The organism is Leclercia adecarboxylata, from assembly GCF_035787115.1.
Lineage (GTDB): Bacteria > Pseudomonadota > Gammaproteobacteria > Enterobacterales > Enterobacteriaceae > Enterobacter > Enterobacter adecarboxylatus_E.
The window spans coordinates 143,661-170,214 of the sequence record NZ_JALKTL010000008.1; the positions used below are offsets into that span (position 1 = coordinate 143,661).

Annotated in this window: 28 protein-coding genes; 18 read left to right on the forward strand and 10 right to left on the reverse strand. The window is 57.0% G+C overall.

Translation table 11 applies throughout. From position 1 onward, the window contains the following. The first annotated feature begins 1 nt into the window (after position 1). The 6 genes from MXM41_RS20690 to acpT are packed head-to-tail and all read left to right on the forward strand — an operon-like array spanning position 2 to position 4,759. Entirely contained in the window at positions 2-583 is a 582-nt protein-coding gene (locus MXM41_RS20690) for a DUF3261 domain-containing protein (RefSeq protein WP_325934138.1), read from the forward strand. Position 584: 1 nt separating this feature from the next. Further along, positions 585-1,751: a beta-ketoacyl-[acyl-carrier-protein] synthase family protein gene (locus MXM41_RS20695; protein WP_325934090.1), complete on the forward strand. Its 1,167-nt coding sequence runs from the start codon at positions 585-587 to the stop codon at positions 1,749-1,751. Continuing rightward, a complete protein-coding gene (locus MXM41_RS20700) occupies positions 1,748-2,221 on the forward strand; it encodes a 3-hydroxy-fatty acyl-ACP dehydratase (protein WP_325934091.1) in 474 nt (157 codons plus the stop codon). Before MXM41_RS20695 ends, MXM41_RS20700 begins: the two co-directional genes overlap by 4 nt. Further along, positions 2,218-2,949 (forward strand): 3-ketoacyl-ACP reductase FabG2, encoded by a 732-nt coding sequence (locus tag MXM41_RS20705; RefSeq protein ID WP_325934093.1) that lies wholly within the window; start codon positions 2,218-2,220, stop codon positions 2,947-2,949. The genes MXM41_RS20700 and MXM41_RS20705 overlap by 4 nt, the downstream gene beginning before the upstream one ends. Then, positions 2,946-4,175 carry a beta-ketoacyl-ACP synthase gene (locus MXM41_RS20710; protein ID WP_325934095.1) on the forward strand — a complete coding sequence of 410 codons (1,230 nt, stop codon included), beginning with the start codon at positions 2,946-2,948 and terminating at the stop codon, positions 4,173-4,175. The genes MXM41_RS20705 and MXM41_RS20710 overlap by 4 nt, the downstream gene beginning before the upstream one ends. Before the next feature lie 2 nt (positions 4,176-4,177). Further along, complete coding sequence (acpT, locus tag MXM41_RS20715) at positions 4,178-4,759, forward strand: 4'-phosphopantetheinyl transferase AcpT (RefSeq protein ID WP_325934096.1); 582 nt, start codon at positions 4,178-4,180, stop codon at positions 4,757-4,759. A gap of 5 nt (positions 4,760-4,764) precedes the next feature. On the opposite strand, the gene MXM41_RS20720 is transcribed toward acpT, so the two are convergent. After that, a complete protein-coding gene (locus MXM41_RS20720) occupies positions 4,765-5,271 on the reverse strand; it encodes a phenolic acid decarboxylase (RefSeq protein WP_103177379.1) in 507 nt (168 codons plus the stop codon). Positions 5,272-5,370: 99 nt separating this feature from the next. Here MXM41_RS20720 and MXM41_RS20725 point away from each other — a divergent pair, with 99 nt between their 5' ends. The 3 genes from MXM41_RS20725 to MXM41_RS20735 all read left to right on the forward strand — a co-directional run bounded on the left by MXM41_RS20725 (position 5,371) and on the right by MXM41_RS20735 (position 7,834). Beyond that, positions 5,371-6,231: a LysR family transcriptional regulator gene (locus MXM41_RS20725; protein ID WP_325934098.1), complete on the forward strand. Its 861-nt coding sequence runs from the start codon at positions 5,371-5,373 to the stop codon at positions 6,229-6,231. Positions 6,232-6,285: 54 nt separating this feature from the next. Next, on the forward strand, positions 6,286-7,080 hold the full coding sequence (locus tag MXM41_RS20730; RefSeq protein WP_325934100.1) for an SDR family NAD(P)-dependent oxidoreductase: 795 nt from the start codon (positions 6,286-6,288) through the stop codon (positions 7,078-7,080). Positions 7,081-7,174: 94 nt separating this feature from the next. Then, the gene (locus MXM41_RS20735; protein WP_325934101.1) at positions 7,175-7,834 is read left to right on the forward strand and encodes an HAD family hydrolase; all 660 of its coding nucleotides are present in this window, start codon (positions 7,175-7,177) and stop codon (positions 7,832-7,834) included. A gap of 134 nt (positions 7,835-7,968) precedes the next feature. Here MXM41_RS20735 and MXM41_RS20740 read toward each other — a convergent pair whose 3' ends face one another. The 3 genes from MXM41_RS20740 to MXM41_RS20750 all read right to left on the reverse strand — a co-directional run bounded on the left by MXM41_RS20740 (position 7,969) and on the right by MXM41_RS20750 (position 10,869). Beyond that, on the reverse strand, positions 7,969-8,994 hold the full coding sequence (locus MXM41_RS20740) for a TerC/Alx family metal homeostasis membrane protein (protein WP_325934102.1): 1,026 nt from the start codon (positions 8,992-8,994) through the stop codon (positions 7,969-7,971). Between the two features lie 156 nt (positions 8,995-9,150). Then, the gene (locus MXM41_RS20745) at positions 9,151-9,549 is read right to left on the reverse strand and encodes an ion channel (protein ID WP_325934103.1); all 399 of its coding nucleotides are present in this window, start codon (positions 9,547-9,549) and stop codon (positions 9,151-9,153) included. Positions 9,550-9,675: 126 nt separating this feature from the next. Next, positions 9,676-10,869, reverse strand: a complete 1,194-nt coding sequence (locus MXM41_RS20750; protein ID WP_325934104.1) for an NAD(P)/FAD-dependent oxidoreductase — start codon at positions 10,867-10,869, stop codon at positions 9,676-9,678. A 230-nt stretch (positions 10,870-11,099) separates the two neighbouring features. Here MXM41_RS20750 and pitA point away from each other — a divergent pair, with 230 nt between their 5' ends. From pitA to MXM41_RS20765, 3 genes are all read left to right on the forward strand, one after another. Continuing rightward, positions 11,100-12,596 carry an inorganic phosphate transporter PitA gene (gene pitA / locus MXM41_RS20755; RefSeq protein ID WP_325934105.1) on the forward strand — a complete coding sequence of 499 codons (1,497 nt, stop codon included), beginning with the start codon at positions 11,100-11,102 and terminating at the stop codon, positions 12,594-12,596. A 174-nt stretch (positions 12,597-12,770) separates the two neighbouring features. Further along, a complete protein-coding gene (locus MXM41_RS20760; protein WP_325934107.1) occupies positions 12,771-13,160 on the forward strand; it encodes a polymorphic toxin type 44 domain-containing protein in 390 nt (129 codons plus the stop codon). Next, positions 13,138-13,545, forward strand: a complete 408-nt coding sequence (locus MXM41_RS20765) for a hypothetical protein (RefSeq protein ID WP_325934109.1) — start codon at positions 13,138-13,140, stop codon at positions 13,543-13,545. The genes MXM41_RS20760 and MXM41_RS20765 overlap by 23 nt, the downstream gene beginning before the upstream one ends. Positions 13,546-13,590: 45 nt before the next feature. Here the strand turns inward: MXM41_RS20765 and uspB are convergent, their stop codons facing one another. Next, positions 13,591-13,926, reverse strand: a complete 336-nt coding sequence (gene uspB, locus MXM41_RS20770; RefSeq protein WP_325934111.1) for a universal stress protein UspB — start codon at positions 13,924-13,926, stop codon at positions 13,591-13,593. Positions 13,927-14,210: 284 nt separating this feature from the next. Between uspB and uspA the strand changes: the two genes are divergently transcribed. Further along, positions 14,211-14,648 (forward strand): universal stress protein UspA, encoded by a 438-nt coding sequence (uspA, locus tag MXM41_RS20775; RefSeq protein ID WP_325934112.1) that lies wholly within the window; start codon positions 14,211-14,213, stop codon positions 14,646-14,648. Between the two features lie 239 nt (positions 14,649-14,887). Here uspA and rsmJ read toward each other — a convergent pair whose 3' ends face one another. Then, complete coding sequence (gene rsmJ, locus MXM41_RS20780) at positions 14,888-15,640, reverse strand: 16S rRNA (guanine(1516)-N(2))-methyltransferase RsmJ (RefSeq protein ID WP_325934113.1); 753 nt, start codon at positions 15,638-15,640, stop codon at positions 14,888-14,890. Between the two features lie 7 nt (positions 15,641-15,647). Next, entirely contained in the window at positions 15,648-17,690 is a 2,043-nt protein-coding gene (gene prlC / locus MXM41_RS20785) for an oligopeptidase A (protein ID WP_325934114.1), read from the reverse strand. Positions 17,691-17,892: 202 nt separating this feature from the next. Between prlC and MXM41_RS20790 the strand changes: the two genes are divergently transcribed. Together MXM41_RS20790 and gorA are read left to right on the forward strand one after the other, a co-directional pair. After that, positions 17,893-18,735, forward strand: a complete 843-nt coding sequence (locus MXM41_RS20790; protein WP_103177388.1) for a 23S rRNA (adenine(2030)-N(6))-methyltransferase RlmJ — start codon at positions 17,893-17,895, stop codon at positions 18,733-18,735. Between the two features lie 70 nt (positions 18,736-18,805). Continuing rightward, complete coding sequence (gene gorA, locus MXM41_RS20795) at positions 18,806-20,158, forward strand: glutathione-disulfide reductase (protein ID WP_325934116.1); 1,353 nt, start codon at positions 18,806-18,808, stop codon at positions 20,156-20,158. A gap of 18 nt (positions 20,159-20,176) precedes the next feature. Here gorA and MXM41_RS20800 read toward each other — a convergent pair whose 3' ends face one another. After that, complete coding sequence (locus tag MXM41_RS20800; RefSeq protein WP_325934117.1) at positions 20,177-20,605, reverse strand: hypothetical protein; 429 nt, start codon at positions 20,603-20,605, stop codon at positions 20,177-20,179. Between the two features lie 160 nt (positions 20,606-20,765). Here MXM41_RS20800 and MXM41_RS20805 point away from each other — a divergent pair, with 160 nt between their 5' ends. Together MXM41_RS20805 and MXM41_RS20810 are read left to right on the forward strand one after the other, a co-directional pair. Next, positions 20,766-21,488 (forward strand): hypothetical protein, encoded by a 723-nt coding sequence (locus tag MXM41_RS20805; protein ID WP_325934119.1) that lies wholly within the window; start codon positions 20,766-20,768, stop codon positions 21,486-21,488. 237 nt (positions 21,489-21,725) lie between these two features. Next, complete coding sequence (locus tag MXM41_RS20810; RefSeq protein ID WP_325934121.1) at positions 21,726-23,375, forward strand: alpha,alpha-trehalase; 1,650 nt, start codon at positions 21,726-21,728, stop codon at positions 23,373-23,375. Positions 23,376-23,387: 12 nt separating this feature from the next. Here the strand turns inward: MXM41_RS20810 and MXM41_RS20815 are convergent, their stop codons facing one another. Beyond that, positions 23,388-24,986 carry an STY4199 family HEPN domain-containing protein gene (locus tag MXM41_RS20815; protein WP_325934122.1) on the reverse strand — a complete coding sequence of 533 codons (1,599 nt, stop codon included), beginning with the start codon at positions 24,984-24,986 and terminating at the stop codon, positions 23,388-23,390. 151 nt (positions 24,987-25,137) lie between these two features. On the opposite strand from MXM41_RS20815, the gene MXM41_RS20820 reads away from it, so the two are divergent. Beyond that, on the forward strand, positions 25,138-25,662 hold the full coding sequence (locus tag MXM41_RS20820; protein WP_325934123.1) for a GNAT family protein: 525 nt from the start codon (positions 25,138-25,140) through the stop codon (positions 25,660-25,662). Positions 25,663-25,695: 33 nt separating this feature from the next. On the opposite strand, the gene MXM41_RS20825 is transcribed toward MXM41_RS20820, so the two are convergent. Further along, positions 25,696-26,454: an SDR family NAD(P)-dependent oxidoreductase gene (locus MXM41_RS20825; RefSeq protein ID WP_325934124.1), complete on the reverse strand. Its 759-nt coding sequence runs from the start codon at positions 26,452-26,454 to the stop codon at positions 25,696-25,698. Positions 26,455-26,554 lie beyond the last annotated feature (100 nt).

The window sequence follows — 26,554 nt, forward strand, 5'->3', positions numbered from 1 at the left end:
GATCACCCCTTTTTACCGCGTCGCCGTCCTGATCGGCGCGCTAATGCTGGCCGGTTGCAGCCACACCGCCCGCAAAAGTGACGATACTCGCCCGCAGGCGTGGCTTGAGCCAGGCACCCGGGTGACGCTGCCGCCGCCGGGCATAAACCCGGCGTTAAGCTCTCAGCAGCTTCTGACCGCCAGCGTTAACGGCACAACCCAGTCGCTGCTGGTGATGCTGAATGCCGATGCGCAGAAGGTGACCCTCGCCGGGCTGTCATCGGTGGGTATCCGTCTGTTCCTTGCCACCTATAATGAAACGGGCATCCATACGGAACAGTCGATTGTTGCGCCCGAGCTACCGCCAGCCAGCCAGGTGCTGGCGGACGTGATGCTGAGCCACTGGCCGATTGACGCCTGGCTGGCGCAGCTGCCGAAAGGCTGGACGTTAAAGGATCAAGGCGACCGGCGTGAGCTGCGCAATGCCGACGGCAGGCTGGTGACGGAGATTGTCTATCTCCAGCGCAAGGGCAAGCGCATGCCGATCAGCATCGAACAGCACGTGTTCCACTACCACATCACCATTCAATATCTGGATGACTGAGATGATCTACATTTCTGCCGTTGGTCTGATCAACGCCCTGGGCAACTCTTCCGACGAGATTGCCGCCAACCTGACGCGCGGCATCGCGCCCGGCATGCGCCTGCGCAGCGGCTGGCTGCAGGGGCAGGACGCGGTGCTGGGCGGCGTCGACGGTGAACTGCCCGCGATCCCGGACAGCTTTGCCACGCACCGCTCGCGTAACAATCAGCTTCTGCTGGCGGCGCTGGCGCAGATCCAGCCTGCCGTTGACGAAGCCATTGCCCGTTACGGACGCGACCGGGTGGCGGTGGTGATGGGCACCAGCACCTCCGGGCTGGATGAGGGCGACACGCACGTGCGGCTATCGCAGAACGGCGAAGAGAGCACTCACTGGCGGTACGCGCAGCAGGAGCTGGGCGATCCGTCGCGCTTTCTGGCGAACTGGCTCAATCTGGACGGCCCGGCCTTTACCCTTTCCACCGCCTGCTCCTCGAGCGCGCGGGCCATCATCAGCGGGCGTCGGCTGATCGACGCCGGGCTGGCGGATGTCGCCATCGTTGGCGGCGCGGACACGCTGAGCCGGATGCCGGTGAACGGCTTTAACAGCCTCGAATCGCTCTCCCCCACCCTGTGCGAGCCCTTTGGCCGCGACCGCCGGGGGATCACCATTGGCGAAGCGGCGGCGCTGATGCTGCTCACCCGCGAGCCGCAGCCGGTGGCGCTGCTGGGTAGCGGCGAGTCGAGCGATGCGTACCATATTTCCGCCCCGCACCCCCAGGGCGAAGGGGCCATCAGCGCCATTCACCAGGCGCTGAACGAAGCCGGACTGAAACCGGACGAGGTGGGCTACATCAACCTGCACGGCACGGCGACGCCCCTCAATGACCAGATAGAGTCTCAGGTGATCCACGACCTGTTTGGCGCGGCGGTGCCCTGCAGTTCAACCAAGCACCTGACCGGCCATACGCTGGGGGCGGCGGGGATCACCGAAGCGGCGCTAAGCTGGCTGATCCTGACCCGCGATCTGCCCCTGCCCGCCCAGGATTTCACCCGCTATGCGCCGGACCCGACGCTTGCCGCCTGCGGCCTGCTGCATCGACCTGGCAAGCTGAAAAAAGCGGTAATTTTGTCTAATTCGTTCGCCTTTGGCGGCAATAACGCCAGCATCCTGCTGGGGAGAGTGTCATGAGTTATTTATCACCGGCAGACTATCTGCCCCACGATGCCCCCATGCTGCTGCTGGAGTCGGTCGAGAGCGTGAGCGCCGACTCGGCCATCTGCCGCGTTACCGTCACGCCGCAGGGCGTGCTGGCGCCGTTTCTCACTACCGCAGGCGATCTGCCGGGCTGGTACGCCCTTGAGCTGATGGCCCAGACCGTTGGCATCTGGTCGGGCTGGCATCGTGAGCAGAAGGGTCAGGAGAGCAGTTCACTCGGCATGGTGCTGGGGGCGCGGGAACTGGTCTGCGCCACGGGGCACTTTCCGGCCCGCAGCGTGTTGACCATTACGGCCACGCTGCTGATGGAGGATGAACGCTTCAGCAGCTTCGAGTGTGCCATTACCGCCGATGAAACCCCGCTGGCAACCGGGCGCGTCAACACCTTCCAGCCCAGCCAGCAGGAGCTGGCGTCACTGTTTAAACAGGGAGTGAGTCAATGAGTCGTTCCGTTCTGGTCACCGGCGCCAGCAAAGGCATTGGCCGGGCTATTGCCCTTAAACTTGCCGCGGACGGGTTTTCCCTCGGCGTGCACTACCACCGCGACGCCACGGGCGCCCGGGCGACGCTTGAAGCGATCGAACAGGCGGGGGGCAGCGGGCGTCTGCTGGCGTTTGACGTGGGCAACCGCACCCAGTGCCGCGAGGTGCTGGAGCAGGATATGGCGACCCACGGCCCCTGGTATGGCGTGGTCAGTAACGCCGGGATCGCCCGGGACGGCGCGTTTCCGGCGCTCAGCGACGACGACTGGGACAGCGTGATCCACACCAACCTCGACAGCTTTTATAACGTGATTCATCCCTGCATTATGCCGATGATTGGCGCGCGTCAGGGCGGACGGATTATCACCCTGTCATCGGTTTCCGGCGTGATGGGCAACCGCGGCCAGGTCAACTACAGCGCGGCTAAAGCAGGCATTATCGGCGCCACCAAAGCGCTGGCGATGGAGCTGGCGAAGCGCAAAATCACCGTCAACTGCATCGCGCCGGGGCTGATTGATACCGGGATGATCGAGATGGAAGAAGCCGCGCTGAAAGAGGCGATGGCGATGATCCCGATGAAACGTATGGGTCAGGCGGACGAGGTAGCCGGGCTTGCCAGCTATCTGATGTCGGATATTGCGGGCTATGTGACCCGCCAGGTTATCTCCATTAACGGGGGAATGTTATGACGCGTCGGGTAGTGATCACGGGCATGGGCGGCGTTACCGCCTTCGGTGAAACGTGGGCGTCGGTGGCTGCCCGCTTACGGGAGTATAAAAACGCGGTACGCAGGATGCCGGAGTGGACGATATATGAGGGCCTACACACCCTGCTGGCCGCGCCGATTGATGATTTTACCCTGCCGGATCACTACACCCGCAAACGCATCCGCGCCATGGGCCGCGTCTCGCTGCTGTCAACCCGCGCCACCGAGCTGGCGCTGGCGCAGGCGGGGCTGATTGACGATCCGATCCTCACCCAGGGCGAAACCGGTATTGCCTATGGTTCGTCTACCGGCAGCACCGGCCCGGTCAGCGAGTTCGCCACCATGCTCACCGAGAAGCACACCAATAACATCACCGGCACCACCTACGTGCAGATGATGCCCCACACCACGGCGGTGAACACCGGTCTGTTCTTCGGCCTGCGGGGACGGGTGATCCCTACCTCCAGCGCCTGTACCTCCGGCAGCCAGGCGATTGGCTATGCGTGGGAAGCCATCCGCCACGGCTACCAGACGGTAATGGTGGCCGGCGGCGCCGAAGAGCTTTGCCCGTCGGAAGCGGCGGTTTTCGATACCCTGTTTGCCACCAGCCAGCGTAACGACGCGCCACAAGCCACGCCGTCGCCCTTTGACATCCAGCGCGACGGCCTGGTGATTGGCGAGGGAGCAGGCACCCTGGTTCTGGAAGAGCTGGAGCATGCGAAGGCGCGCGGCGCGACCATTTACGGGGAGATTGTGGGCTTCGCCACCAACTGCGATGCGGCACATATCACCCAGCCGCAGCGGGAAACCATGCAGATCTGCATGGAGAAGTCGCTGAAGATCGCCGGACTAAGCCCGCAGGAGATAGGCTACATTTCAGCGCACGGCACCGCCACCGACCGGGGCGATATCGCCGAAAGCCAGGCCACCGCCGCGGTGTTTGGCGACAGCGTGCCGATCTCATCGTTAAAGAGCTATTTCGGCCATACCTTAGGCGCCTGCGGCGCGCTGGAGGCGTGGATGAGCCTGCAGATGATGCGCGAAGGCTGGTTCGCGCCGACCCTCAATTTAAGACAACCGGATGAGCAATGCGGCGCGTTAGATTATATTATGGGGGAAGCCCGTCACATTGACTGCGAATACCTGCAAAGCAACAACTTCGCGTTCGGCGGCATTAATACTTCCATAATCATTAAACGCTGGGCGTGACTATGTACCAGTTCCTGCTGGGAAAAATTTCTACCCTCAGCGCTGACCCTCTGGCGTCAGCGCTTTTTGATCAGGCGCCAGAAGGCGCGCGTCGCCTCCCCTGGCTGGCCGGGCGGGCGCTGCTCGCCCGGGCGTTATCGCCCGCGCCGGTGCCGGAAATTGTCTTCGGTGAACAGGGCAAACCGGCGTTCGTCGATGCCAAACCCTGGTGGTTCAACCTGAGCCACAGCGGAGACGATATTGCCCTGCTGTTAAGCGACGAAGGGGAAGTGGGCTGCGACATCGAAGCGATTCGCCCGCGCGACAACTGGCAGGCGCTGGCCAATGCCGTCTTTAGCGTCGCCGAACATAACGAGCTGGAGCGGGAGCGGCCTGAGGCAAAACTGTCAGCCTTCTGGCGCATCTGGACGCGCAAAGAGGCGATCGTCAAACAGCGCGGCGGCAGCGCCTGGCAGATTGTCAGTATCGACAGCACCTTCACCCCGGCGCTCAGCGTCAGCCACGTTCAGTATGGCGAACTCAGTCTCGCGGTCTGTACGCCAACGCCCTTCAGCCTCCATGACGGTGCGCTTCAGGTTCTGTAACCCGCTTATTTCAAATTATTCGGAAAGTCTGCCGGCAGCTCGCTGGCAGCACAGTCAATCACCGCATCGTTATTGGCACCGCAGTCGCGCACAAAGGTGATGGTGGCGAACTCATCAATGACCTCGGTTGGGTAGGCCGGGCCCGCCTCGCGATAAGAGACCATCAGCGGAATATGATCGTTCTGGAAGCAGACGGTTTTTTCCGGGTTATTCATCACCCAGCGTGGGAAGAAGATCGTGCCGTGGAACAGCTTGTCGCCGAGATTAACGATCAGGCTCACATCGGTACCGGTCGGTTCAGTCCACGAAATTTTATAAATACTCTCGCCCACACGGACGATATAAGCCTGCTGATCTTTTACCCAACGGTTTGCCACGATCCCGCTGTGAATACGGTAGTCGAGGGTCTGTTCGTTTTTGACATAAATCTCGTAGTTCCAGCCGTTATCGTAGGTATATACCAGATGTTTGCCGACGAAACCGCTCAAATCATGTTTATCAAACTGGCTCATATGCTGTCTCCTCTGTTTCAATGAGCTCATCTTACGCCTGCAAAAATTGAATGAATAACGCTATGATTTAATCAAATTCATTCAAAAATTAGATGAGTTATGCATAAAACCACCCTTGAGCAGTGGGCGTTACTTGAACGCGTCGTTGAGCTGGGCAGCTTTGCCCGTGCCGCCGTGGAGACCCACCGCAGCCAGTCTTCGGTCAGCTATAACCTGGCGCTATTGCAGGAGCGGCTGGGCGTGGCGCTCCTGGTTCAGGAGGGGCGTAAGGCGGTGCTGACTCCGGAGGGCGAGCTGCTGTTAAATCAGGTCAAACCGCTGCTAAATGCCTTTACCCTGCTGGAAACTCGCGCCTCGACGCTCCGCAACGGGATGCGTACCCGACTGGACCTGGTGGTGGACAGCATTTTCCCTCGCCGTCATCTGTTTGCCATTCTGCGTCAGTTTCAGCAGCGCTATCCGCAAACCCAGGTACATCTGACCGAAATCCTGGAGAACGGCGGCGAGGCGCTGACCCAGAGCGAAGCCGACGTGATGGTGCTGACCCGCCGCCAGGATGTGACCGGGCGCGGCGAGTGGCTGATGAATATTGATTTTGTTGCCGTGGCGCATCGGGAGCATCCGCTGTTTGAACAGGGCGCGCCGCTCAACGATGAAATGCTACGCCCCTGGCCACTCATCCAGGTCGCCGGGCAGAATTACGCCGCGCTTCCCGGGGGCGAAGCCTGGACCTTCTCCACCATCGATGCCGCTATCGATGCGGTGATGTATCAGGTGGGATATGGCTGGCTGCCGGAGGAGCGAATTCAGCAACAGCTGGAAAGCGGTGTACTGAAAATGCTGCCCCTGAACCACGGCACGCGCCGCGCTACACCGCTCCATCTGATTGTGAAACGCACCCTCGCCCCGCTCGATGAACAGGTTGAAACCCTACTCCGCCTCTTCAGCCAGCCATCATAAAGGTGAACTGCTACGCTTAACGGTCTGAACTGTAAATATGACAAGGAGCAGACCGTGAAAATCGATCTTACGGGAAAAGTGGCGTTAGTGACCGCCTCCACCGGCGGCATTGGCTTTGCCATTGCCCGGGGCCTGGCGGAAAGCGGCGCAGAGGTGATCGTCAACGGACGCAGCACCGACTCGGTCAACCGCGGCATCCAGCAGCTGCAACAGCAAATCCCCGGCGTTCAGGTGCGGGCGGCGATTGCCGACCTCAGTACTTCAGAGGGGGTGGAGACGCTGCTGAAGGTCGCCTCTGGCGTGGATATTCTCGTCAACAACGCCGGGATCTACGGCCCCCGGGATTTTTACGCCACCGACGATGAGACCTGGAATAACTACTGGCAAACCAACGTGATGTCCGGCGTGCGTCTGTCGCGCGCGCTGCTGCCCGGCATGGTGCAAAAAGGCTGGGGCCGGGTGGTGTTTATCTCCTCGGAGTCGGCCTGCAATATACCGGCGGACATGATCCACTATGGGGTAACCAAAACCGCTCAGCTGTCGCTGGCGCGCGGGCTGGCAAAATTTGTCGCCGGCAGCGGCGTCACCGTCAACAGCGTCCTGCCCGGCCCGACAATGTCGGACGGCTTTGCTGAGATGATGAAAGACGAGATAGAGAAAACCGGTAAATCCCTGGAGACGCTGGCAAAAGAGTTCGTGATGGCAAACCGCCCGAGCTCGGTGATCCAGCGGGCCGCCACGGTAGACGAGGTGGCGAACATGGTGGTTTACGTCTGTTCGCAGCAGGCCTCTGCCACCTCCGGCGCGGCGCTGCGCGTGGATGGCGGCGTGGTGGACGATATTATCTAGGGGTACAGATCACCACCCGCCCGCTGGCGGGTGGCATCTGTCGCTAAAGCAGGTAAACTGAGGACAGAATGTGTATTTACGTTAAGACCCTGTTATGACCAATATGATTGCCGATGAGGCAGTGGCAAAATCCGGCGTCCTCTCCGTGTTCGACTTTGACGGCACGCTGACGCATCACGACAGTTTTATCCCCTTCTTACGCTTTGCGTTCGGTAAACGCTATTTTGCCGGTCGCCTGGTGCGGATGGCTCTGCCCACCATTCACTGCGTGCGCCGCAAGCTGACCCGTGACGAACTGAAAGAAGTGCTGATTAAGACCTTCCTGACCGGCGTGGATGAGCACTGGCTGCGCGAGCAGGCCGAGCGGTTCTGCGAAAAATACTGGGACAAACTGATGCGCCCGCAGGGGGTGCTGGCGGTGGCGACGGAAGTGAACTCCGGCGCGGAAGTGACGATCTGCTCCGCCTCTCCGGCGCTGGTGTTACAGCCGTGGGCCGACAAGCTCGGCATTAAGCTTATCGGCACCCAGCTGGAGGTAAAAGACGGCAAGCTGACCGGGCGGATCACCGGCCATAACTGCCGCTGCGCCCAGAAAGTGGCGCGGCTGGAACACGTCTATGGCAGCCTGACCAACTATCACGTGCGCGCCTGGGGCGACACCCGTGGCGATCACGAGCTGCTGGCGGCGGCGCAGGATCCACACTGGCGTCATTTCCATCCGCCGCGCGCGCGCCGCAATTCACCCATAAAATAAAAGCAAAACGGCAAGCCAGGCTTGCCGTTTTCGTGTTTGCGCCCTCGGACTAAAGGAGAGGGCGGGATGAGGGCATCAGGCCGCACGTTTTATTTTCCAGGTCCGGCAAGCGCAGCGCTGCCGGGCAATATACCTCAGGCGTCCCGTTTCCCAGGGAACAGCAGGCTCGCCACAATCCCCGCGGCCAGCACGCCTAACACCACCAGCAGACTCGCCGTGGCGCCAATGCCATAGCCGTGATGCCAGAAGTGATCGGTGGCGTTGAGACCAAGCTTAAAGGCCACAAAGAACAGCAGCGCGATCACCGCTTTCTCCAGATGCACCAGATACTGCTTCAGCGCCTCCAGTACGAAATAGAGGGTACGCAGGCCGAGGATCGCAAACATCATGGCGCTGTAGATAATCAGCGGTTCACGGCTGACGGCGATGATCGCCGGTACAGAGTCAAACGCGAACATCACGTCGGAAAGCTCAACCACCGCCACACAGAGCAGCAGCGGCGTGGCGTAGCGCTTCGCCTTCTTCACCCGACCAACCATCACGTCCTGGTTCTCCGGTTTTTCCAGTTCTGCATCCACCTCTTTCTGACTCAGCAGGAAGGCGTTGCCGGTGATTTTCGGCCAGATCGGATAAAAGCGTTTTACCGCACGGTAGGCCAGGTGCTGGGAGTAATCCTCGATCTCGTCCTGCTCTTCGCCGCGTTTAAGCATCATCACCGCGGTCCAGGCCACAATCAGGGCAAAGACCACTTCAACGTACGGGCCCAGACTCAGCAGGCTGGTGCCGATGGCGACGAAGATCCCGCGGAAGACGATAGCGCCAATGACCCCCCAGTAGAGCACCCGGTGACGATACTGATCCGGCACGCCGAACCAGGCGAAGATCGCCATCATTACGAACAGGTTATCAACGGAGAGCACCTCTTCCAGCGCATAACCGGTAAGGAACAGGCTCGCCACTTCGGCACCGTGATGCACGTAGAGGAACCCGGCGAACGCCATCGCCATCATCACCCAGAAGATGGACCATAGCGAGGCGCTTTTCAGTGAAATCGGTTTGTCATGGCGATGCATGAAGAGGTCGATAAACATCGCCCCGACAGCCATAACCACAAAAACAACAACGGTTTCCGTCGGGAAACCGAGATGAGCAGAGGACATAGACAACCCTTTTTGAAGATAAATACACACCATGCAGACCGGCGAGGCCAGTAAAGAAAAAGAGGGACCGTTTACCGGCTTCTCCCCTTAAAACGCATAACCCTGCGTGAGGGAGTGTACTTTACCTCACAATACTGAGGTTCTGCCATCGACGCTTTACTGGCTCATGCCGCGCAGCCGCTGCAGGACGGCCACCAGCACCGCCACCGACCAGCCCACCATCAGGGCGCCAACCAGCCCTTCCACCCCGCCAGTCAGTCGCCAGTGTTCCGGCAACGTGACATCGCCATACCCCACTGTAGCGTAGCTGACCAGCGAGAAATAAAAGCTGGTATTCCAGTCCGAAAACGCCCCGACAAAGCGATAAAAAACGGCAAACAGGCTGGCTTCAATGAGATGGGCAAAAAGCGCGGTAACGATAATGACGATATTGCGGAACACAATGCGGGTAATCGATTCCACATGCAGGTTGATGTATTTCAGGATAATAAACATCCAGGCGGAATGAACGATCACCGTCAGGTTGATCAAAATAATGATGCTGACAAGCTGCATATCACCCTCCCCACCGGGCAACGAAATGCGCCCTGTTCAGCAGAACAGGGCGCAGAATACGGAACGTTTGAGATGCAGTGTAGCGGATAAGGGCGAAGTATAAGGCGCAAGAATTGCGCCGGGATATTACTTCTCTGCCAGCGCCTCTGCGCAGGCCCAGGCACTGGCCCACGCCCACTGGAAGTTGTAGCCGCCCAGCCAGCCGGTAACGTCCATCACTTCACCGATAAAATAGAGCCCCGGCACGTTGCGGGCTTCCATGGTGCGTGAGGAGAGCGCGTTAGTGTCCACGCCGCCCAGCGTCACTTCCGCGGTGCGATACCCTTCGGTGCCGTTCGGCTGCACGCGCCAGGCGCTTAAGTTTTCGACCAGCGCCTGCTGATCCCGGCTATTGAGCTGCTTCAGCGAAACATCGGGAATTTGCCCCAACAGCTGCAGACACTCCACCAGCCGCTTCGGCAGCTGCATGGCCAGGGTGTTTTTCAGACTCTGGTTAGGGTGTGTCGTACGCTGCTCATTGAGGAAGCTTTCCAGATCGCAATCCGGCACTAAATTGATGGTGACGAACTCACCCGGCTGCCAGTAACTGGAAATTTGCAGCACCGCCGGACCGGAAAGGCCGCGATGGGTGAACAGCAGATTTTCACGGAACACCGTACCGTCTTCAGCGGTAATCACCGAGGGTACCGACACCCCGGAAAGGGTCTGCAACTGTTCCAGCAGCGGCTTATGCAGGGTAAAGGGAACCAGGCCAGCGCGGGTGGGTAAAACCCTGATGCCAAACTGTTCGGCAATTTTATAGCCAAACGGCGTGGCGCCCAGCCCTGGCATTGAGAGCCCGCCGCTGGCGATCACCAGCTTTTTTGCGCTCACGCTTTCGCCGTTGAGCTGCAGGGTGTATCCCGCCTCGTCACGCGCGACTTCCAGCACTTCGCTGCGCAGTCGCAGGGTAACCTGCCCTTTTTCGCACTCCGCTACCAGCATATCGACGATCTGTTGCGCGGAATCATCACAAAAAAGCTGCCCCAGCGTTTTCTCATGCCAGGCGATGCCGTGTTTACCCACAAGGTCGATGAAGTCCCACTGGGTGTAGCGTGCCAGCGCAGATTTGCAAAAATGACGGTTCTGGCTCAGATAGGCCGTAGGTTCGATATAAAGGTTAGTAAAGTTGCAGCGTCCGCCGCCAGACATCAGGATTTTTCGACCGGGCTTTTTGCCGTTATCGAGCAGCAGAACCCGGCGCCCTGCCTGTCCAGCCATCGCCGCACAGAATAAACCCGCCGCACCTGCGCCAATAATGATGGCATCATAGTTTTCCACGTCTCGATCCTCCTGGTTTTCAGGGCGCGAATTGTAAAGTTTCCTCAAGAAACGCACCAGCCTAAAGATCTGCAATTTCATTCATTTAATTGAAATTTAAAAAATAATTCTTTTACTGCTACGCTTATGTCAGTGAGCAAATCAAAAAAAGTCTATATTTCACTTTGCCCGTTGCGCATTTGTCCTGGATAATGCGCCGCGTTCATGTCCTCAAAATGGCGTAACGTCCTATGCTACATTTGTTTGCCGGCCTGGATTTCCATACCGGGCTTTTACTCTTGCTTGCTCTGGCCTTTGTATTGTTTTACGAAGCGATTAACGGCTTCCACGATACTGCAAACGCAGTGGCAACGGTTATCTACACCCGAGCGTTACGATCGCAAGTTGCGGTGGTGATGGCTGCGGTGTTTAACTTCTTTGGTGTTCTTCTGGGGGGTCTGAGCGTAGCCTACGCCATTGTGCATATGCTGCCAACGGATCTGCTGTTGAATGTCAGCTCCGGCCATGGCCTGGCTATGGTGTTTTCTCTGCTGTTTGCTGCAATTATCTGGAACCTCGGTACCTGGTATTTCGGCCTTCCAGCATCCAGTTCTCACACGCTGATCGGCGCCATCATCGGTATTGGTTTAACCAATGCGTTGATGACCGGTACGTCTGTGGTGGACGCGCTGAACATCCCTAAAGTTCTGGGTATTTTCGGTTCACTGATTATCTCCCCGATTGTCGGTCTGGTTGTGGCGGGTGGTTTGATCTTCCTGCTGCGTCGTTACTGGAGCGGCACCAAAAAACGTGCCCGTATCCACCTGACGCCAGCCGAACGTGAAAAGAAAGACGGTAAGAAAAAGCCGCCATTCTGGACGCGTATCGCCCTGATCATCTCTGCTATCGGCGTGGCTTTCTCTCACGGCGCTAACGACGGTCAGAAAGGTATTGGTCTGGTGATGCTGGTGCTGATCGGCGTGGCCCCGGCGGGCTTCGTGGTGAATATGAATGCTTCCGGTTACGAAATTACCCGTACCCGTGACGCCATCAACAACGTTGAAATCTATTTCCAGCAGCGTCCTGACCTGCTGAAAAAAGCGACCGGCGTTGACCAGCTGATCCCTTCCCCGGAAGCGGGCGCGACCCAACCGGCGGAATTCCATTGCCATCCGGCTAATGCGATCAGCGCCCTTGAGCGCGCAAAAGGCATGCTGACCGACGTTGAAAGCTACGACAAACTCTCCGTAGAGCAGCGTGGCCAGATGCGCCGCATCATGCTGTGCATCTCCGACGTCACCGACAAAGTCTCTAAGCTGCCTGAAGTTTCTGCCGACGACAAACGTCTGCTGAAGAAGCTGAAAGTCGATATGCTGAACACCATCGAGTACGCACCAATCTGGATCATCATGGCGGTCGCGCTGGCGCTGGGTCTGGGTACGATGATCGGCTGGCGTCGCGTGGCAACAACCATTGGCGAGAAGATCGGTAAGAAAGGCATGACCTATGCCCAGGGGATGTCCGCTCAGATGACGGCGGCAGTCTCCATCGGTCTGGCCAGCTACACCGGTATGCCGGTATCCACTACCCACGTACTCTCTTCGTCCGTGGCGGGTACCATGCTGGTTGATGGCGGTGGTCTGCAGCGCAAAACCGTGACCAGTATTCTGATGGCGTGGGTATTTACCCTGCCGGCATCAATACTGCTGTCGGGCTGCCTGTACTGGATCTCCCTGCAGTTCCTGTAATCGCAGGCAGAAAATGATAAGAGCGGGTCAGGTTGCTGGCCCGCTTTTTTTTGTATGCGATTTGAGCTTATGCCATTGTAACATCAGGAAAATCTGAACATTTTTTGTTCACCGCGTTGGCAGGGAAATCATTATCATACCGGGTGCGATTAATTAGCATGCAATGGAGAATGTATGGCTTCTGTACCTACCCCTGGACCTGGCTCAATCATTATCGCTAACAATATGCGCGAAGCGCGTCGACACGACATGTCACGCAATATGGCAACGCCTTTAACCTATTACTGGTTTTATCAAAAGGTCAGGAATGGTGGGCCATGGGACTATAAGAAATTCGATCCGTACTACGCAGCATTTGGCAATTTCAATTTTGGCGCCGCCGGTACGGCTGCAGGTATCCCTGCTAATATTCTCCTGATGGGCGCGGGATGGGCTCAGGGGCGAGCAGGTACATCGAAAGCTAAATGGGGAAAATGGTATGAAAAGCCCCCTTACGGAGATGATCCGACAGACCAGCGCAATATCAGAGAAGGGATAGAATATGCCATTCAAAACGGCTATTAAATGGATTCACCGGTTCGTCACGCTGACGTTATTCATTCTGGTCTTAGGATTTATGTGGTTAAACCACCAGCCCGATCCGCAAAAGGGTGATGAACTGCAGCGGATTTACAAATTATCTGACAGCGTCTGGCTCTATATGACGGTTAACGATAAAGGTGGTGCAACGGTACCTATTGTCTACCGTTACTACCTGTCAAAAGAGATACCCGGAAAAAACAGGGAGATTATTCACGCGCTTGCCACGCACGTTCCTTTCCTGGAGGGAACAGGCACCATCACCAATGCCAGCATAGGGAGTAACGGCGAGGTAAACATCTCCTACAGCGGGCAGATATTCTCCGTGCAGAAAGATATTTCAAATCTTCGGTTTACAATTTTACCCTGATGAGTGACGAAAGGAAGGCGAGGTTTGACCCGCCTTCCTTTGCGCTCAATGCCAGATGAGGAGAGCAATCATGCTCACCACCACCAGGCCGCACAGCGCGCTGGTCAGGATGAACTGACGACGCAGGCGCTCACAGCGACGGATAAACTCATCATCATGATGATCGCGATAACGCTGGTAGTAGATGTACCCCACCAGACGCATCTGTTTGCTGGGCTGCCCGTGCGAGGTGAAGAAGCCCCCGCCGTCCACATATTGATAAAGCAACGGATCGCAGCCACGCAGTACCACTAATAGCGCGCGCAAGGATGAGAAATAACGCGCCATATTGACAATGCAAACAACACATAACGCCCAAAACAATGCGACGGTGCTAATCATACTTCCTCCCCGGCGTCCGCCCTCGAAGCAACGCTTCGGGACTACCGCACCCCAATGCCCTGACAGACGGTTCAGTGATAGAGAGACTAAAAGCCGATCGGCTTCACATTTTAATATCCGAACGGCTTAATCAATAGTGTAGGAGATCAGTTAATTTTTTTGCCACAAGGTTAATCGTTATCAACACCAATGCTTGAAAATTTTGTTTAACTGGGCCGTAATGAAAGCAGGTAGACGACTGCTACACGCATTGGTCATCGATAACTTAAGGAAGGAGTAACACTATGGCTTATAAACATATTCTGATCGCGGTTGACCTCTCTCCGGAGAGCAAGGTACTGGTTGAAAAAGCGGTATCCATGGCGCGTCCGTACAATGCGAAAGTTTCCTTAATTCACGTGGACGTTAATTACTCTGACCTTTATACCGGCCTGATCGACGTGAACCTGGGTGACATGCAGAAGCGCATCTCCGAAGAGACCCATCAGGCGCTGACCGAACTCTCCACCAATGCCGGCTATCCGATCACCGAAACCCTGAGCGGCAGTGGCGACCTGGGTCAGGTGCTGGTTGATGCGATTAAGAAATACGATATGGATCTGGTGGTCTGCGGCCATCACCAGGACTTCTGGAGCAAACTGATGTCGTCAGCCCGTCAGCTGATTAACACCGTGCACGTGGATATGTTGATTGTGCCGCTGCGCGACGAAGACGACGAGTAAGTAAGAACCCCTCACCCTAACCCTCTCCCCATAGGGGAGAGGGAACGATCTAGCCCCCCACTCTAACCCTCTTCCCGCAGGGGAGAGGGAACGATCGAGTCTACCATTCTGACCCTCTTCCCGCAGGGGAGAGGGAACGATCTAGCCCCCACTCTAACCCTCTTCCCGCAGGGGAGAGGGAACGATCTAGCCCCTCGCCCCTGTGGGGAGAGGGGTTGGGGTGAGGGGATCAGGCCGCACTACTCCGGCGTGCCGGAATAAATATCAAACCGGTGTCCTTTGGTCACCACCGCGTTGGTGGTTGCAACCTCCGCCAGCGGCGGTGCGTAATCAGGACGTTTCACCACCACGCGCTTCGTTGCCAGCAGGCGCGCAGGCTCCAGCAAACCATCGGCATCCAGATCCGGCCCCACCAGCGACTGAAAGACCCGCATCTCTTTTTTCACCAGCGCGCTTTTCTGCTTATGCGGGAACATCGGGTCGAGATAGACCACCTGCGGGCGCGGAGTGATGTCCGTCAGCGCCGTCAGGCTCGAGGCGTGGATCAACTGCAGCCGCTCCTGCAGCCAGCCGCCGATTTCCGGGTCCGCATAGCCACGGGCCAGGCCATCATCCAGCAACGCCGCAACGACCGGGTTACGCTCCAGCATCCGCACCCGGCAGCCTACCGAGGCCAGTACAAAGGCATCGCGCCCGAGTCCTGCCGTGGCATCCACCACGTCCGGCAGATAGCTGCCTTTGATGCCCACCGCTTTGGCGACCGCTTCGCCGCGCCCTCCGCCGAACTTACGCCGATGGGCCATTGCCCCACCGGCAAAGTCGACAAAAATCCCGCCGAGTTTCGGTTCGTCGCGTTTACGTAATTCCAGATGCGCTGTAGTCATCACCAGCGCCATCTGGTTTTCTTCTTCGTGTTCCAGCCCCCAGCGGGCCGCCAGAACAGATAAGGCGCCGTCTCCGGCGCCTGTTTCATCTACCAAACAGATTTTCACGAATCAATTAGCCCTTGATGCCGTAATGCTCCAGCATCGCATCCAGCTGCGGTTCACGGCCACGGAAGCGTTTGAACAGCTCCATTGGCTCTTCAGAGCCGCCGCGGGTCAGGATGTTATCCAGGAATGACTGCCCGGTTTCACGGTTGAAGATCCCCTCTTCCTCAAAGCGGGAATAGGCATCTGCCGCCAGCACGTCGGCCCACAGATAGCTGTAGTAACCCGCCGCATAACCGCCCGCAAAGATATGGCTGAACGCATGCGGGAAGCGGCCCCAGGCGGGACCTGGAATAAGGGCAACCTGCTTTTTGATCTCCGCCAGAGTTTCGAGCACCTTCGCGCCCTGCTCCGGGCTGAACTCGGCATGCAGACGGAAATCGAACAGGCCGAACTCCAGCTGACGCAGGATAAACATCGCCGCCTGGTAGTTTTTCGCTTCCAGCATCTTATCCAGCAGCGCCTCTGGCAGCGGCTCGCCGGTCTCATAGTGGCCGGAGATAAACGCCAGCGCGTCCGGCTCCCAGCACCAGTTTTCCATAAACTGGCTCGGCAGCTCCACCGCATCCCACGGCACCCCGCTGATACCGGCCACGCCTGCCGCTTCGATACGGGTCAGCATATGGTGCAGACCGTGACCGAATTCGTGGAACAGGGTGATCACTTCGTCATGGGTGAACAGCGCAGGTTTGCCGTTTACCGGACGGTTGAAGTTACAGGTCAGGTAGGCAACCGGCTTTTGCAGCGAGCCATCGGCTTTACGCATCTGACCCACGCAGTCATCCATCCAGGCGCCGCCGCGTTTATTTTCGCGGGCGTACAGATCAAGATAGAAGCTGCCGCGCAGTTCGTTTTTATCGTCATACAGCTCGAAGAAACGCACGTCGTCGTGCCATACGTCCACGTCGTTGCGCTCTTTGGCAGTGATGCCATAGATACGTTTTACCACTTCGAACAGGCCGTTAACGGCTTTGTTCTCCGGGAAGTACGGACGCAGCTGCTCATCGCTGATGCTGTAGAGATGCTGTTTCTGTTTTTCGCTGTAGTATGCGATATCCCATGGCTGTAGCTCATCCACGCCGAACTCCGCTTTCGCAAAGGCGCGCAGCTGGGCCAGCTCTTTCTCGCCCTGCGGACGGGCGCGTTTTGCCAGGTCGGTTAAGAAATCGAGGACCTGCTGTGGGTTCTCCGCCATTTTGGTGGCGAGGGATTTATCCGCATAACTATCAAAGCCCAACAGCTGCGCCAGCTCGTGACGCAGGGCAAGGATTTCCGCCATCACCGGGCTGTTATCCCATTTACCGGCATTCGGGCCCTGATCGGACGCGCGCGTGCTGTAGGCGCGATACATCTCTTCACGCAGGGATTGATTGTCGCAGTAGGTCATCACCGGCAGATAGCTCGGGATATCCAGGGTCAGCAGGTAACCTTCCTGCTCTTTCGCCTCGGCCTGCGCTTTTGCCGCCGCCAGCGCGCTCTCCGGCATGCCCGCCAGCGCCGCTTCGTCGGTAATCAGCTTCGTCCAGCCCATGGTGGCATCCAGCACGTTGTTGCTGTACTGGTTACCCAGCTCGGACAGGCGGGTGGCGATTTCGCCGTAGCGCTGTTGTTTCTCTTTCGCCAGACCGATGCCCGACAGTTCAAAATCGCGCAGCGCGTTATCAACAGCCTTTTTCTGGGCAATGTTCAGGGTCGCATAGCGATCGCCATCGCGCAGGTCGCGGTACGCTTTGTACAGCCCTTCGTGCTGTCCGACCCAGGTGCTGTATTCTGACAGCAGCGGCAGAGTTTGTTCGTAGGCTTCACGCAGTTCCGGGCTGTTTTTCACCGAGTTCAGGTGGCTGACCGGGGAGAAGATGCGGCCAAGCACATCATCCACTTCCGCCAGCGGCTGACACAGGTTTTCCCAGGTGTAAGGGGCGCCATGCGCAACCACGCTCTCGACTGCGGTACGGCAATCGTCCAGTGCTTTAGTGACCGCGGGGACAACATGTTCAGGCAGAATGGAAGAAAACGGTGGCAACGAAAAAGGCGTCAGTAATGGGTTGGTCATAAACACTGTCCTGTTAAAAGAGTGAATGAAGCGCGCATCCTGCGCGAGCATATTGTTCCAGGATGGGGTTAAGTGTAGTGAATTTCAATGGCTGGGGTGAGAGAAAAACAGCCGCCGCGACGCTGCTTGCGGGCCTGCGGGTATTCTGAATCGTTCTGCTGTAAACTGTGGGCAATCGACATTATCTGGAACACATTTACCCATGCTCAGTTATCGCCACAGCTTTCACGCGGGCAACCATGCCGACGTCCTTAAACATACCGTTCAGAGCCTGATTATCGAAGCGCTGAAAGAGAAAGATAAGCCTTTTCTCTACCTGGACACCCATGCCGGCGCGGGCCGCTATCAGCTGAGCGGTGAACACGCTGAGCGCACCGGGGAGTACCTCGAAGGCATCGCCCGTATCTGGCAGCAGGACGACCTGCCGGCTGAGCTTGAGCCGTATATCGGCGTCATTAACCACTTTAACCGCAGCGGCCAGTTACGCTACTACCCGGGCTCACCACTGATTGCCCGCCAGCTGCTGCGCGAGCAGGACAGCATTCAGCTGACCGAACTGCACCCGAGCGACTACCCGCTGCTGCGCTCTGAATTCCAGAAAGACAGCCGCGCGCGCGTGGAGAAGTCCGATGGCTATCAGCAGCTTAAAGCAAAGTTACCGCCGGTGTCCCGTCGCGGCCTGGTGCTGATCGACCCGCCATATGAAATCAAAAGCGACTACCAGGCGGTGGTTGCGGGCATCAACGAAGGCTACAAACGCTTTGCCACCGGCACTTATGCCCTGTGGTATCCGGTGGTGCTGCGCTCCCAGATCAAGCGCATGATCAAGGATCTGGAAGCGACCGGCATCCGTAAGATCCTGCAAATTGAGCTGGCCGTCCGCCCGGACAGCGATCAGCGCGGCATGACCGCCTCCGGCATGATTGTGATTAACCCGCCGTGGAAGCTCGAAGCGCAGATGAATAACGTCCTGCCGTGGCTGCACAAAAAGCTGGTTCCGGCCGGAACGGGCCACACGACCGTCAGCTGGATCGTGCCGGAATAATTGCAGCCATCGGTGGAAACTATTGATTTCAGGTATACAATCGCGGCAATCAACGATTAAGGATAAGACCATGACTAAGCATTATGACTACATCGCTATCGGCGGCGGCAGCGGCGGTATCGCCTCGATTAACCGTGCGGCCATGTACGGCCAGAAATGTGCGCTGATTGAAGCAAAAGATCTCGGCGGCACCTGCGTTAACGTCGGTTGTGTACCGAAAAAAGTGATGTGGCATGCGGCGCAGATCCGCGAGGCCATCCACCTGTATGGCCCGGATTATGGTTTTGACACCACCATCAATAACTTTGACTGGGATCGTCTGATTGCCAGCCGTACCGCCTACATCGATCGCATTCACACCTCTTACGATAACGTACTGGGCAAGAACAACGTCGATGTGATCCGCGGTTTCGCCCGCTTTGTCGATGCAAAGACGATCGAAGTGAACGGGGAAACGATCACCGCCGATCATATCCTGATCGCGACCGGTGGCCGTCCGAGCCATCCGGCGATTCCGGGTGCGGAATACGGCATCGACTCCGACGGCTTCTTTGAGCTGCCTGCTCTGCCGAAACGCGTTGCTATTGTGGGCGCGGGTTATATCGCCGTGGAGCTGGCGGGCGTGATTAATGGCCTGGGTGCACAAGCGCACCTGTTTGTGCGTAAACACGCGCCGCTGCGCAACTTCGACCCGCTGATTGTGGATACTCTGGTAGAAGTGATGAAGGCCGAAGGTCCTCATCTGCATACCGAAGCTGTTCCGAAAGCGGTAGTGAAAAACGCCGACGGCAGCCTCACCCTGGAGCTGGAAGATGGCCGCAGCCAGACCGTCGATTGCCTGATCTGGGCCATTGGCCGTGAACCTGCTAACGATAACTTCAACCTTTCCGTCACTGGCGTAAAAACCAATGAGAAAGGCTATATCGTTGTCGATAAGTTTCAGAACACCAGCGTACCGGGCATCTACGCCGTGGGTGATAACACCGGCGCAGTCGAACTGACCCCGGTGGCCGTCGCCGCCGGTCGTCGTCTTTCCGAGCGTCTGTTTAATAACAAACCGGAAGAGCACCTGGATTACAACAACATCCCGACCGTGGTCTTCAGCCACCCGCCAATCGGCACCGTCGGTTTAACCGAACCGCAGGCGCGCGCCCACTATGGCGACGACCAGGTGAAAGTGTATAAATCTGCCTTCACCGCCATGTATACCGCAGTGACGTCACACCGTCAGCCGTGCCGCATGAAATTAGTGTGCGTCGGCCCGGACGAGAAAATCGTCGGCATTCATGGTATTGGCTTTGGTATGGATGAGATCCTGCAGGGCTTTGCGGTGGCGCTGAAAATGGGTGCGACGAAGAAAGACTTTGATAATACCGTGGCGATCCACCCGACTGCGGCGGAAGAGTTCGTTACTATGCGTTAATGACGCATGATACCGGCGTCAGGCAATCACAATCTGCCCGACGCCGGTACATTCCTCAAAAATAAACATCCTCAACGACATATTTAACAGCCGCATTCCCGCCACCTGGCAATGACGTAAGCGGATCGGTTGTGTCACGGTGCTGTTTGAGAAAAAGACATTGCGCATATCGCAATTCTCAAAACAGAGTCCGTCGATATAACAGCGGTTAATTATCAGGCTGGCAAACTGAATATTGCGGAACACGCTTTTCCGCAGATTGCTGCGAAAAATAATCGCTTTGTTCTCTCCTTCACAAATATCCAGCCACGCTAATTGGCGGCTTTCCAGCAGCCCTGCCAGTTCTGTTATAGTGGATTGAAATTCACATGGCTTTTCAAAAGATAAAGGCGTAACGCCCTGACGCTTCGCGTTAAGGTTCATAAGAATTCCTGTTTTAGATGTCACCGGAAATGATGACGGGGGAATTTCTTAATGCCTCATATGCGTATGGCGAAACAAGAGCGATTTTGGACATTTATTTGCAGAGTTGGCCAACAAAATAAAAGTCCGAATACCCAGCGTTATTAATTCAATAAATATCTAATTTCACTTAGGTTAATATTTTATGACAATCAGCAGCAATAAGAATGCCATTCTGGTTCTGGAATCCCCCTGGAAGCTCGACGATCATGATGCCCACCGCTCATCGGTACTGCCGTTCGTGCAAGGGGTCGCGAAGATGCACGGCAATACCGAGGTCTACTGCCTGAACTTCTACAATAAAAGCAGCTTTGATTTAGCGCTGGAGTGCCTGTGCCGTCAGAAGTTTGATAACACCATCGTCTATGTCGCGGCACACGGGAGCCGAACCCATATAGGTGATGTTTCGCTCGACCATATGCTCTTTTCCATCAATGAAAAATCAAAGAAATTTAATATCAAAGGCCTGATGCTGGGTTCATGTTTTGCGGGCAGTAAACCCGAAAAGCTGGAAGCGTTTATCGAAGACAGCAAACTGACCTGGTGCGCGGCCTATTCCTCTTCCTGTTACTGGTTGCAGGGTACGATGCTGGACTGCGCCATAATCCATAGCGCGCTCAATATTGAAGATGAGCAATATAAAACGCGTGATGAGATGGAAGAGGCTTTTGCCGCTGCGGTCGCGCCCTTTGCCCCGAATGCCGTCATCGGCTCAAACGCGAGCGATGAAGACGTGAAGCTGTGCGACTCTCTGAAATTTGTCATCCAGCCGGAAGGCAGAGGTTTTCGCGCGCTGAGCGCATCTGATAAGGTATTTGATCGCGCCAGAGGGTATCGCATTCACGAAGAAGCGGATATCGGCGCCTGATCGCCTCTTTGCCGCATAGCGAATGATCCGAATTTTTTCTGCTCTGACTGCTGCTGGATGTTCCGTTTACTGCCATAAAAACATCAACATGACGCCAGCAGCGCTCTTTTTCTCCCCGCGACAAAGCGTGATCTAACGCACATTTCCCTCACCACAGACCGAAGCGAATGTCTAAGATTAGTAGGCAACCGGATAAAACCAGACCTGAGACAACGCTAACCGGAGGTCCTGACCACCATGTTCAACCAGAAATTACGCACTGTAGAGACCGTAGAGTTCGACATAGAACAAGAACTTCTCTACGAAATCGATCCATGCGAGTTAAAACTGGATGAAATGCTCGAGGCGGAGCCGGAACCTGAGATGATTGAGGGGCTGCCCGCATCCGATGCACTCACCCCTGCGGATCGCTACCTTGAGCTCTTCGAGCATGTGCAGTCGTCGCGCCTGTTTGCCGACAGCAAAACCTTTCCCGACTGTGCGCCGAAGATGGATCCACTGGATATTCTCATTCGTTACCGCAAGGTGAAACGCCATCGGGACTTTGACCTGCGCGATTTTGTGGAGAAGCACTTCTGGCTACCGGAAGTGCATTCGAGCGAGTATGTCTCCGATCCCTCTTTCTCGTTGAAAGACCATATCGACACCCTGTGGCCGGTGCTGACGCGCGAGCCGCAGGATCACATTCCCTGGTCGTCGCTGCTGGCGCTGCCGCAGGCCTACATTGTGCCGGGTGGGCGATTCAGCGAAACCTACTACTGGGATTCCTATTTCACCATGCTGGGGCTGGCCGAAAGTGGCCGCCACGACATGCTCAAGTGCATGGCGGATAACTTTGCATGGATGATTGAAAAATACGGCCATATTCCCAACGGCAACCGGACCTACTACCTGAGCCGCTCTCAGCCACCGGTGTTTGCCCTGATGGTGGAGCTGTTTGAAGAGGACGGCGTGCGCGGCGCCAAGCGTTATCTGGATCACCTGAAAATGGAGTATGCCTTCTGGATGGATGGCGCGGAGTCGCTGCTGCTCAACCAGGCCTATCGCAGCGCGGTGCGGATGCCGGACGGCTCTCTGCTCAACCGTTACTGGGATGACCGCGACACCCCGCGAGACGAATCCTGGATAGAGGACGTCGAAACCGCCCGCCACTCTGGTCGTCCCCCGAACGAGGTGTACCGCGATCTGCGCGCCGGGGCCGCCTCCGGTTGGGACTACTCCTCACGCTGGCTGCGGGATCCGAGCCGGCTGGCAAGTATTCGCACTACCCAGTTTATCCCTATCGATCTTAACGCCTTCCTGTTCAAACTGGAGAGCGCCATCGCCAACATTTCGGCATCGAAAGGGGATAAAGAGACGGCGGAGCTTTTCCGCCAGAAGGCGAGCGACCGCCGCGCGGCGGTTAATCGCTATCTGTGGGATGACGAAAACGGCTGCTATCGCGATTACGACTGGCGCCGGGAGCAGTTGGCGCTGTTCTCAGCGGCCGGCATCGTGCCGCTGTATGTCGGTATGTGTACCCATGAGCAGGCCGAACGGTTATCCGATGCGGTTAAAGCGCGGCTCCTGACGCCGGGCGGTATCCTTGCCACCGAGTACGAAACCGGCGAACAGTGGGATAAACCCAACGGCTGGGCGCCATTGCAGTGGATGGCGATTCAGGGATTCAAGCAGTACGGCAACGATTCTCTGGGGGATGAAATCGCGTGGAGCTGGTTGCACACGGTAAACCACTTCTACAAAACGCATCATAAGCTGATTGAGAAGTATCACATCGCCAGCAGCCAGCCCCGGGAAGGGGGCGGCGGTGAGTATCCCCTGCAGGATGGGTTTGGCTGGACCAACGGCGTAGTGCGCCGTCTGATAGGTCTGTATGGGGAGCCGTAGCTCCCCGACGTGTCAGCGAATGACTTCATAAATGGTCGTCTGAATAGTCTGCCATTTTTTGGTGCTGGCGTCCGGCTGTGCCTGCGCCCGCCGCTTCGCCTGATCCATCTCGCGTCGCTGGCGCTCAACCACCGCCGGAACGGTACAAAATGCCTGGAGATACTCTTTGCGCAGGTCCGTCAGCGACTCACCGGCTGCCATGGCGTGGCCGAGGTTATTAATAAACTGTCGGCAGGGTTTTTCCTGCGCCATTTGCAGACGGTAGCGCATCAGGACGTCCAGCACCTCCCGATGGTCCAGGGACAGCGCGCGCTCCGTCCAGGAGAGCTTCCACTCCATTCCCGCCTTCAAAAACAGCAGCGCCACGCGGGTGTCGTTCCTGTCGATCGCTGCACGGAAGTTGTTCTCATCCCAGGTAACGCCCATTCTTGTCAGCGTTTCGCGGGAGGAAGGCATCTCGCGCATTTCCTCTACTACCGCTTTCGCGGGCGGCGCTACGGTACTGGCCGCCTGGGTCGGGGTACTGCTTTCCATTAATAACCAGGTACCCGCCACCAGCATTCCCATCACCGTCACCCCAACTGCGCCCCACAGTACCACCGAGATCAGGTGGTCACGCTGCTCGGGCGTGCGGGCGTGCCGACGGTTCGGTTTATCAATGGTGTCGCGCACTTCAAAAATATCGTCGCCGGTGACCCGGTTTTTTTCTCGCGCATTTTCCCAGAACAGCTCCAGCTCGTGGTTATCCTCTGCCATCACCCCCGCCGGGTTCACTTTAGTGCGCCCCTCCTTAAAAGCCCGCTGAACGGGGCCGGCCATCTGGGCGTAATAGTTGTCCAGCAGCAGAGTTTGCGCGGAAGTTAGCGGTTGTTGAGCAATAATTTGATTACGGATCAGCCGGATATCATCAAGAAATGACTGGAGCGTTTTACGGGGTTCCACCATCAGCGTCAGCAGGGAGGGATCGCTGAATAGCGCCGAGTAAGAGCGGGAATACTCTTTTTTATCCACCAGCATCAGCGCCAGCTCGCTAAACATCATGCCGCTGAGGGCGTCATTACGTTCGCCCTGCTGCATCCAGCGGCGAACCCGATCGGCGCCAAACAAGGTTTTCAGGTGATTGTTCAGGCGCGTCGGGTCCGGCCAGGCCTGCATGATCAGCCCCTTAATCATCAGCTCCAGCGTCCGCACCTGTTTCCGGGCGTGCTGCTGCTGTAGCTCATCATTGGGGTTCATTTCCGTGCTGTAGGTCAGCAGCGGCTGCTGTAAGCGCAGGTGTTCCAGCGCGGTCACGAAGCGCGTCGCGGCGATCAGCTGGTTATCGCTCACATCCTGCCCGCTCTCATACTGCGGCACCCGCTGCTGTAAAAGCCGCAGTTGCAGCGTGAACTGTGAAAGTTCCGCATCGTTAAGGTTTAGCCGCTTTGCCACGCTCGCCCAGCCCCCCAGCGCCAGCCTGGCAGAATCCAGCTGCTCCAGGAACCAACGGGGGTCTTTGCCTTCAGCAACACGCACCTTTAACAGGAGCAGGATTTCCACGGAGGCCTGACGAATAATTCCCAGACAGCGTTCAAACTGCTCGCGGATCAGGTGCGATTTACTGAGGGTCATCATTTTCCTTTAATGCCGCGCAAGAATTCAGGCGCAGCTAACGGAGAGCGGTTGTTTTTTAAGTGGTTATACCAGATTAAACATAACCGATAACCGGCACTATTTCAGTGATAATGTTAAAATCATTTACAAAAGCTCCCGGAGACCTGGCATGCCTGTGTTACACACCCCGCGTTTAACCTGCACCCCGTTGCAGGAAGAAGACTGGCCCTTTTTTCTCTCGCTCCAGCAGCACCCTGATGTGATGCGCTACGTGGCCGAAGCCCGCCCGGAAGAGGCCATCCGCGAGACCTTTATCTCTCGCCTGCCCGCCTGGACACCGGGCAGTGCCCACTGGCTGTGCCTGGTGGTGCGTGATAATAACCAGACGCCGCTTGGGGTCACTGGCTATATCCATCGCGATGATGATTGCGCCGAAGTCGGATTTCTTTTCGCCCCTCAGGCGCAGGGCAAAGGCTATGGCTTTGAGTCCTTGCAGGCGGTGTGCGATTACGCCTTTATGCAGGGGGGCATTCGCCGTTTAACCGCCACGGTGACGGCCGGCAATGTGGCCTCCAAACGCCTGCTGGAAAAAACGGGCTTTGTGCTGGAAGGAGAGCTGCGGGAAAGCTACTGGCTGGCTGGCGAATGGTATAATGACTGGCTGTTTGGACTGTTAAGAAAAGAGTATTGCTGAGCGTGCCGCGGGGATCCCTCCCCCGGCCTCAGGTTACAGGAACATCCCTCCGGAGACTTCAATGCGCTGCGCATTCATCCAGCCGAGTTCGTCGCTGAGCAGCGCTGCAATCGCATCGCCGATATCATCTGGTAATCCGACGCGACCCAGCGCCGTCTGCGCGGCAATCTGCTGATTGATCTCTTTATTGTCGCGCACGCGTCCGCCGCCAAAATCGGTTTCAATAGCGCCGGGGGCAATAATATTGGCGGTGATCCCGCGCGCCCCCAGCTCTTTGGCCTGGTAGCGGGTGAGCACTTCCATAGCCCCTTTCATCGCCGCATAGGTGCTGGAGCCAGGCAGCGCAAAACGGGCCAGCCCGGATGAGACATTCAGGATCCGTCCGCCGTTTTTCATCAGCGGGAGCAGGCGCTGGGTCAGAAAGAACGGTCCTTTGAAATGGATGTTCATTACGTCATCAAACTGTGCTTCCGTGGTTTCTACGTACGGGGCGTATAAACCCACGCCTGCGTTGTTCAACAAATAATCGAAGGTGTTGCGCTGCCAGACCGCATGCAGCTTTTCGCTCACCTGGGCAACAAACTCTTCAAAGCTGCTGATATCGCCGACGTTCAGCTGCAATGCCGCCGCTTTTACCCCTTTTTGCTCAATTTCGCGCACGACATCGAGCGCTTCCTGCTCGCTACGGTTGAAGGTCAGGAGGATCCCAACCCCCTTTTCTGCCAGCTTCAGCGCCGCGTTTTTACCGAGCCCGCGGCTGCCGCCAGTCACTATTACAATACGTTCAGTCATAAGAAACCTCGTTTCGGCTGTTGTGGTGATTGAGAAAGAGCTTATTAGGTGATAGAAAATCAATAAATACGCCCTGCAACGCTTCACTGTTTCAAATTCA

Coding starts and splice junctions, on each gene's coding strand:
- MXM41_RS20695 (WP_325934090.1), top strand. CDS start 585: ATGATCTACATTTCTGCCGTTGGTCTGATCAACGCCCTGGGCAACTCT.
- MXM41_RS20700 (WP_325934091.1), top strand. CDS start 1,748: ATGAGTTATTTATCACCGGCAGACTATCTGCCCCACGATGCCCCCATG.
- MXM41_RS20705 (WP_325934093.1), top strand. CDS start 2,218: ATGAGTCGTTCCGTTCTGGTCACCGGCGCCAGCAAAGGCATTGGCCGG.
- MXM41_RS20710 (WP_325934095.1), top strand. CDS start 2,946: ATGACGCGTCGGGTAGTGATCACGGGCATGGGCGGCGTTACCGCCTTC.
- acpT (WP_325934096.1), top strand. CDS start 4,178: ATGTACCAGTTCCTGCTGGGAAAAATTTCTACCCTCAGCGCTGACCCT.
- MXM41_RS20720 (WP_103177379.1), bottom strand. CDS start 5,271: ATGAGCCAGTTTGATAAACATGATTTGAGCGGTTTCGTCGGCAAACAT.
- MXM41_RS20725 (WP_325934098.1), top strand. CDS start 5,371: ATGCATAAAACCACCCTTGAGCAGTGGGCGTTACTTGAACGCGTCGTT.
- MXM41_RS20735 (WP_325934101.1), top strand. CDS start 7,175: ATGACCAATATGATTGCCGATGAGGCAGTGGCAAAATCCGGCGTCCTC.
- MXM41_RS20740 (WP_325934102.1), bottom strand. CDS start 8,994: ATGTCCTCTGCTCATCTCGGTTTCCCGACGGAAACCGTTGTTGTTTTT.
- MXM41_RS20745 (WP_325934103.1), bottom strand. CDS start 9,549: ATGCAGCTTGTCAGCATCATTATTTTGATCAACCTGACGGTGATCGTT.
- pitA (WP_325934105.1), top strand. CDS start 11,100: ATGCTACATTTGTTTGCCGGCCTGGATTTCCATACCGGGCTTTTACTC.
- MXM41_RS20760 (WP_325934107.1), top strand. CDS start 12,771: ATGGCTTCTGTACCTACCCCTGGACCTGGCTCAATCATTATCGCTAAC.
- MXM41_RS20765 (WP_325934109.1), top strand. CDS start 13,138: ATGCCATTCAAAACGGCTATTAAATGGATTCACCGGTTCGTCACGCTG.
- uspB (WP_325934111.1), bottom strand. CDS start 13,926: ATGATTAGCACCGTCGCATTGTTTTGGGCGTTATGTGTTGTTTGCATT.
- uspA (WP_325934112.1), top strand. CDS start 14,211: ATGGCTTATAAACATATTCTGATCGCGGTTGACCTCTCTCCGGAGAGC.
- prlC (WP_325934114.1), bottom strand. CDS start 17,690: ATGACCAACCCATTACTGACGCCTTTTTCGTTGCCACCGTTTTCTTCC.
- MXM41_RS20790 (WP_103177388.1), top strand. CDS start 17,893: ATGCTCAGTTATCGCCACAGCTTTCACGCGGGCAACCATGCCGACGTC.
- gorA (WP_325934116.1), top strand. CDS start 18,806: ATGACTAAGCATTATGACTACATCGCTATCGGCGGCGGCAGCGGCGGT.
- MXM41_RS20805 (WP_325934119.1), top strand. CDS start 20,766: ATGACAATCAGCAGCAATAAGAATGCCATTCTGGTTCTGGAATCCCCC.
- MXM41_RS20810 (WP_325934121.1), top strand. CDS start 21,726: ATGTTCAACCAGAAATTACGCACTGTAGAGACCGTAGAGTTCGACATA.
- MXM41_RS20815 (WP_325934122.1), bottom strand. CDS start 24,986: ATGACCCTCAGTAAATCGCACCTGATCCGCGAGCAGTTTGAACGCTGT.
- MXM41_RS20820 (WP_325934123.1), top strand. CDS start 25,138: ATGCCTGTGTTACACACCCCGCGTTTAACCTGCACCCCGTTGCAGGAA.
- MXM41_RS20825 (WP_325934124.1), bottom strand. CDS start 26,454: ATGACTGAACGTATTGTAATAGTGACTGGCGGCAGCCGCGGGCTCGGT.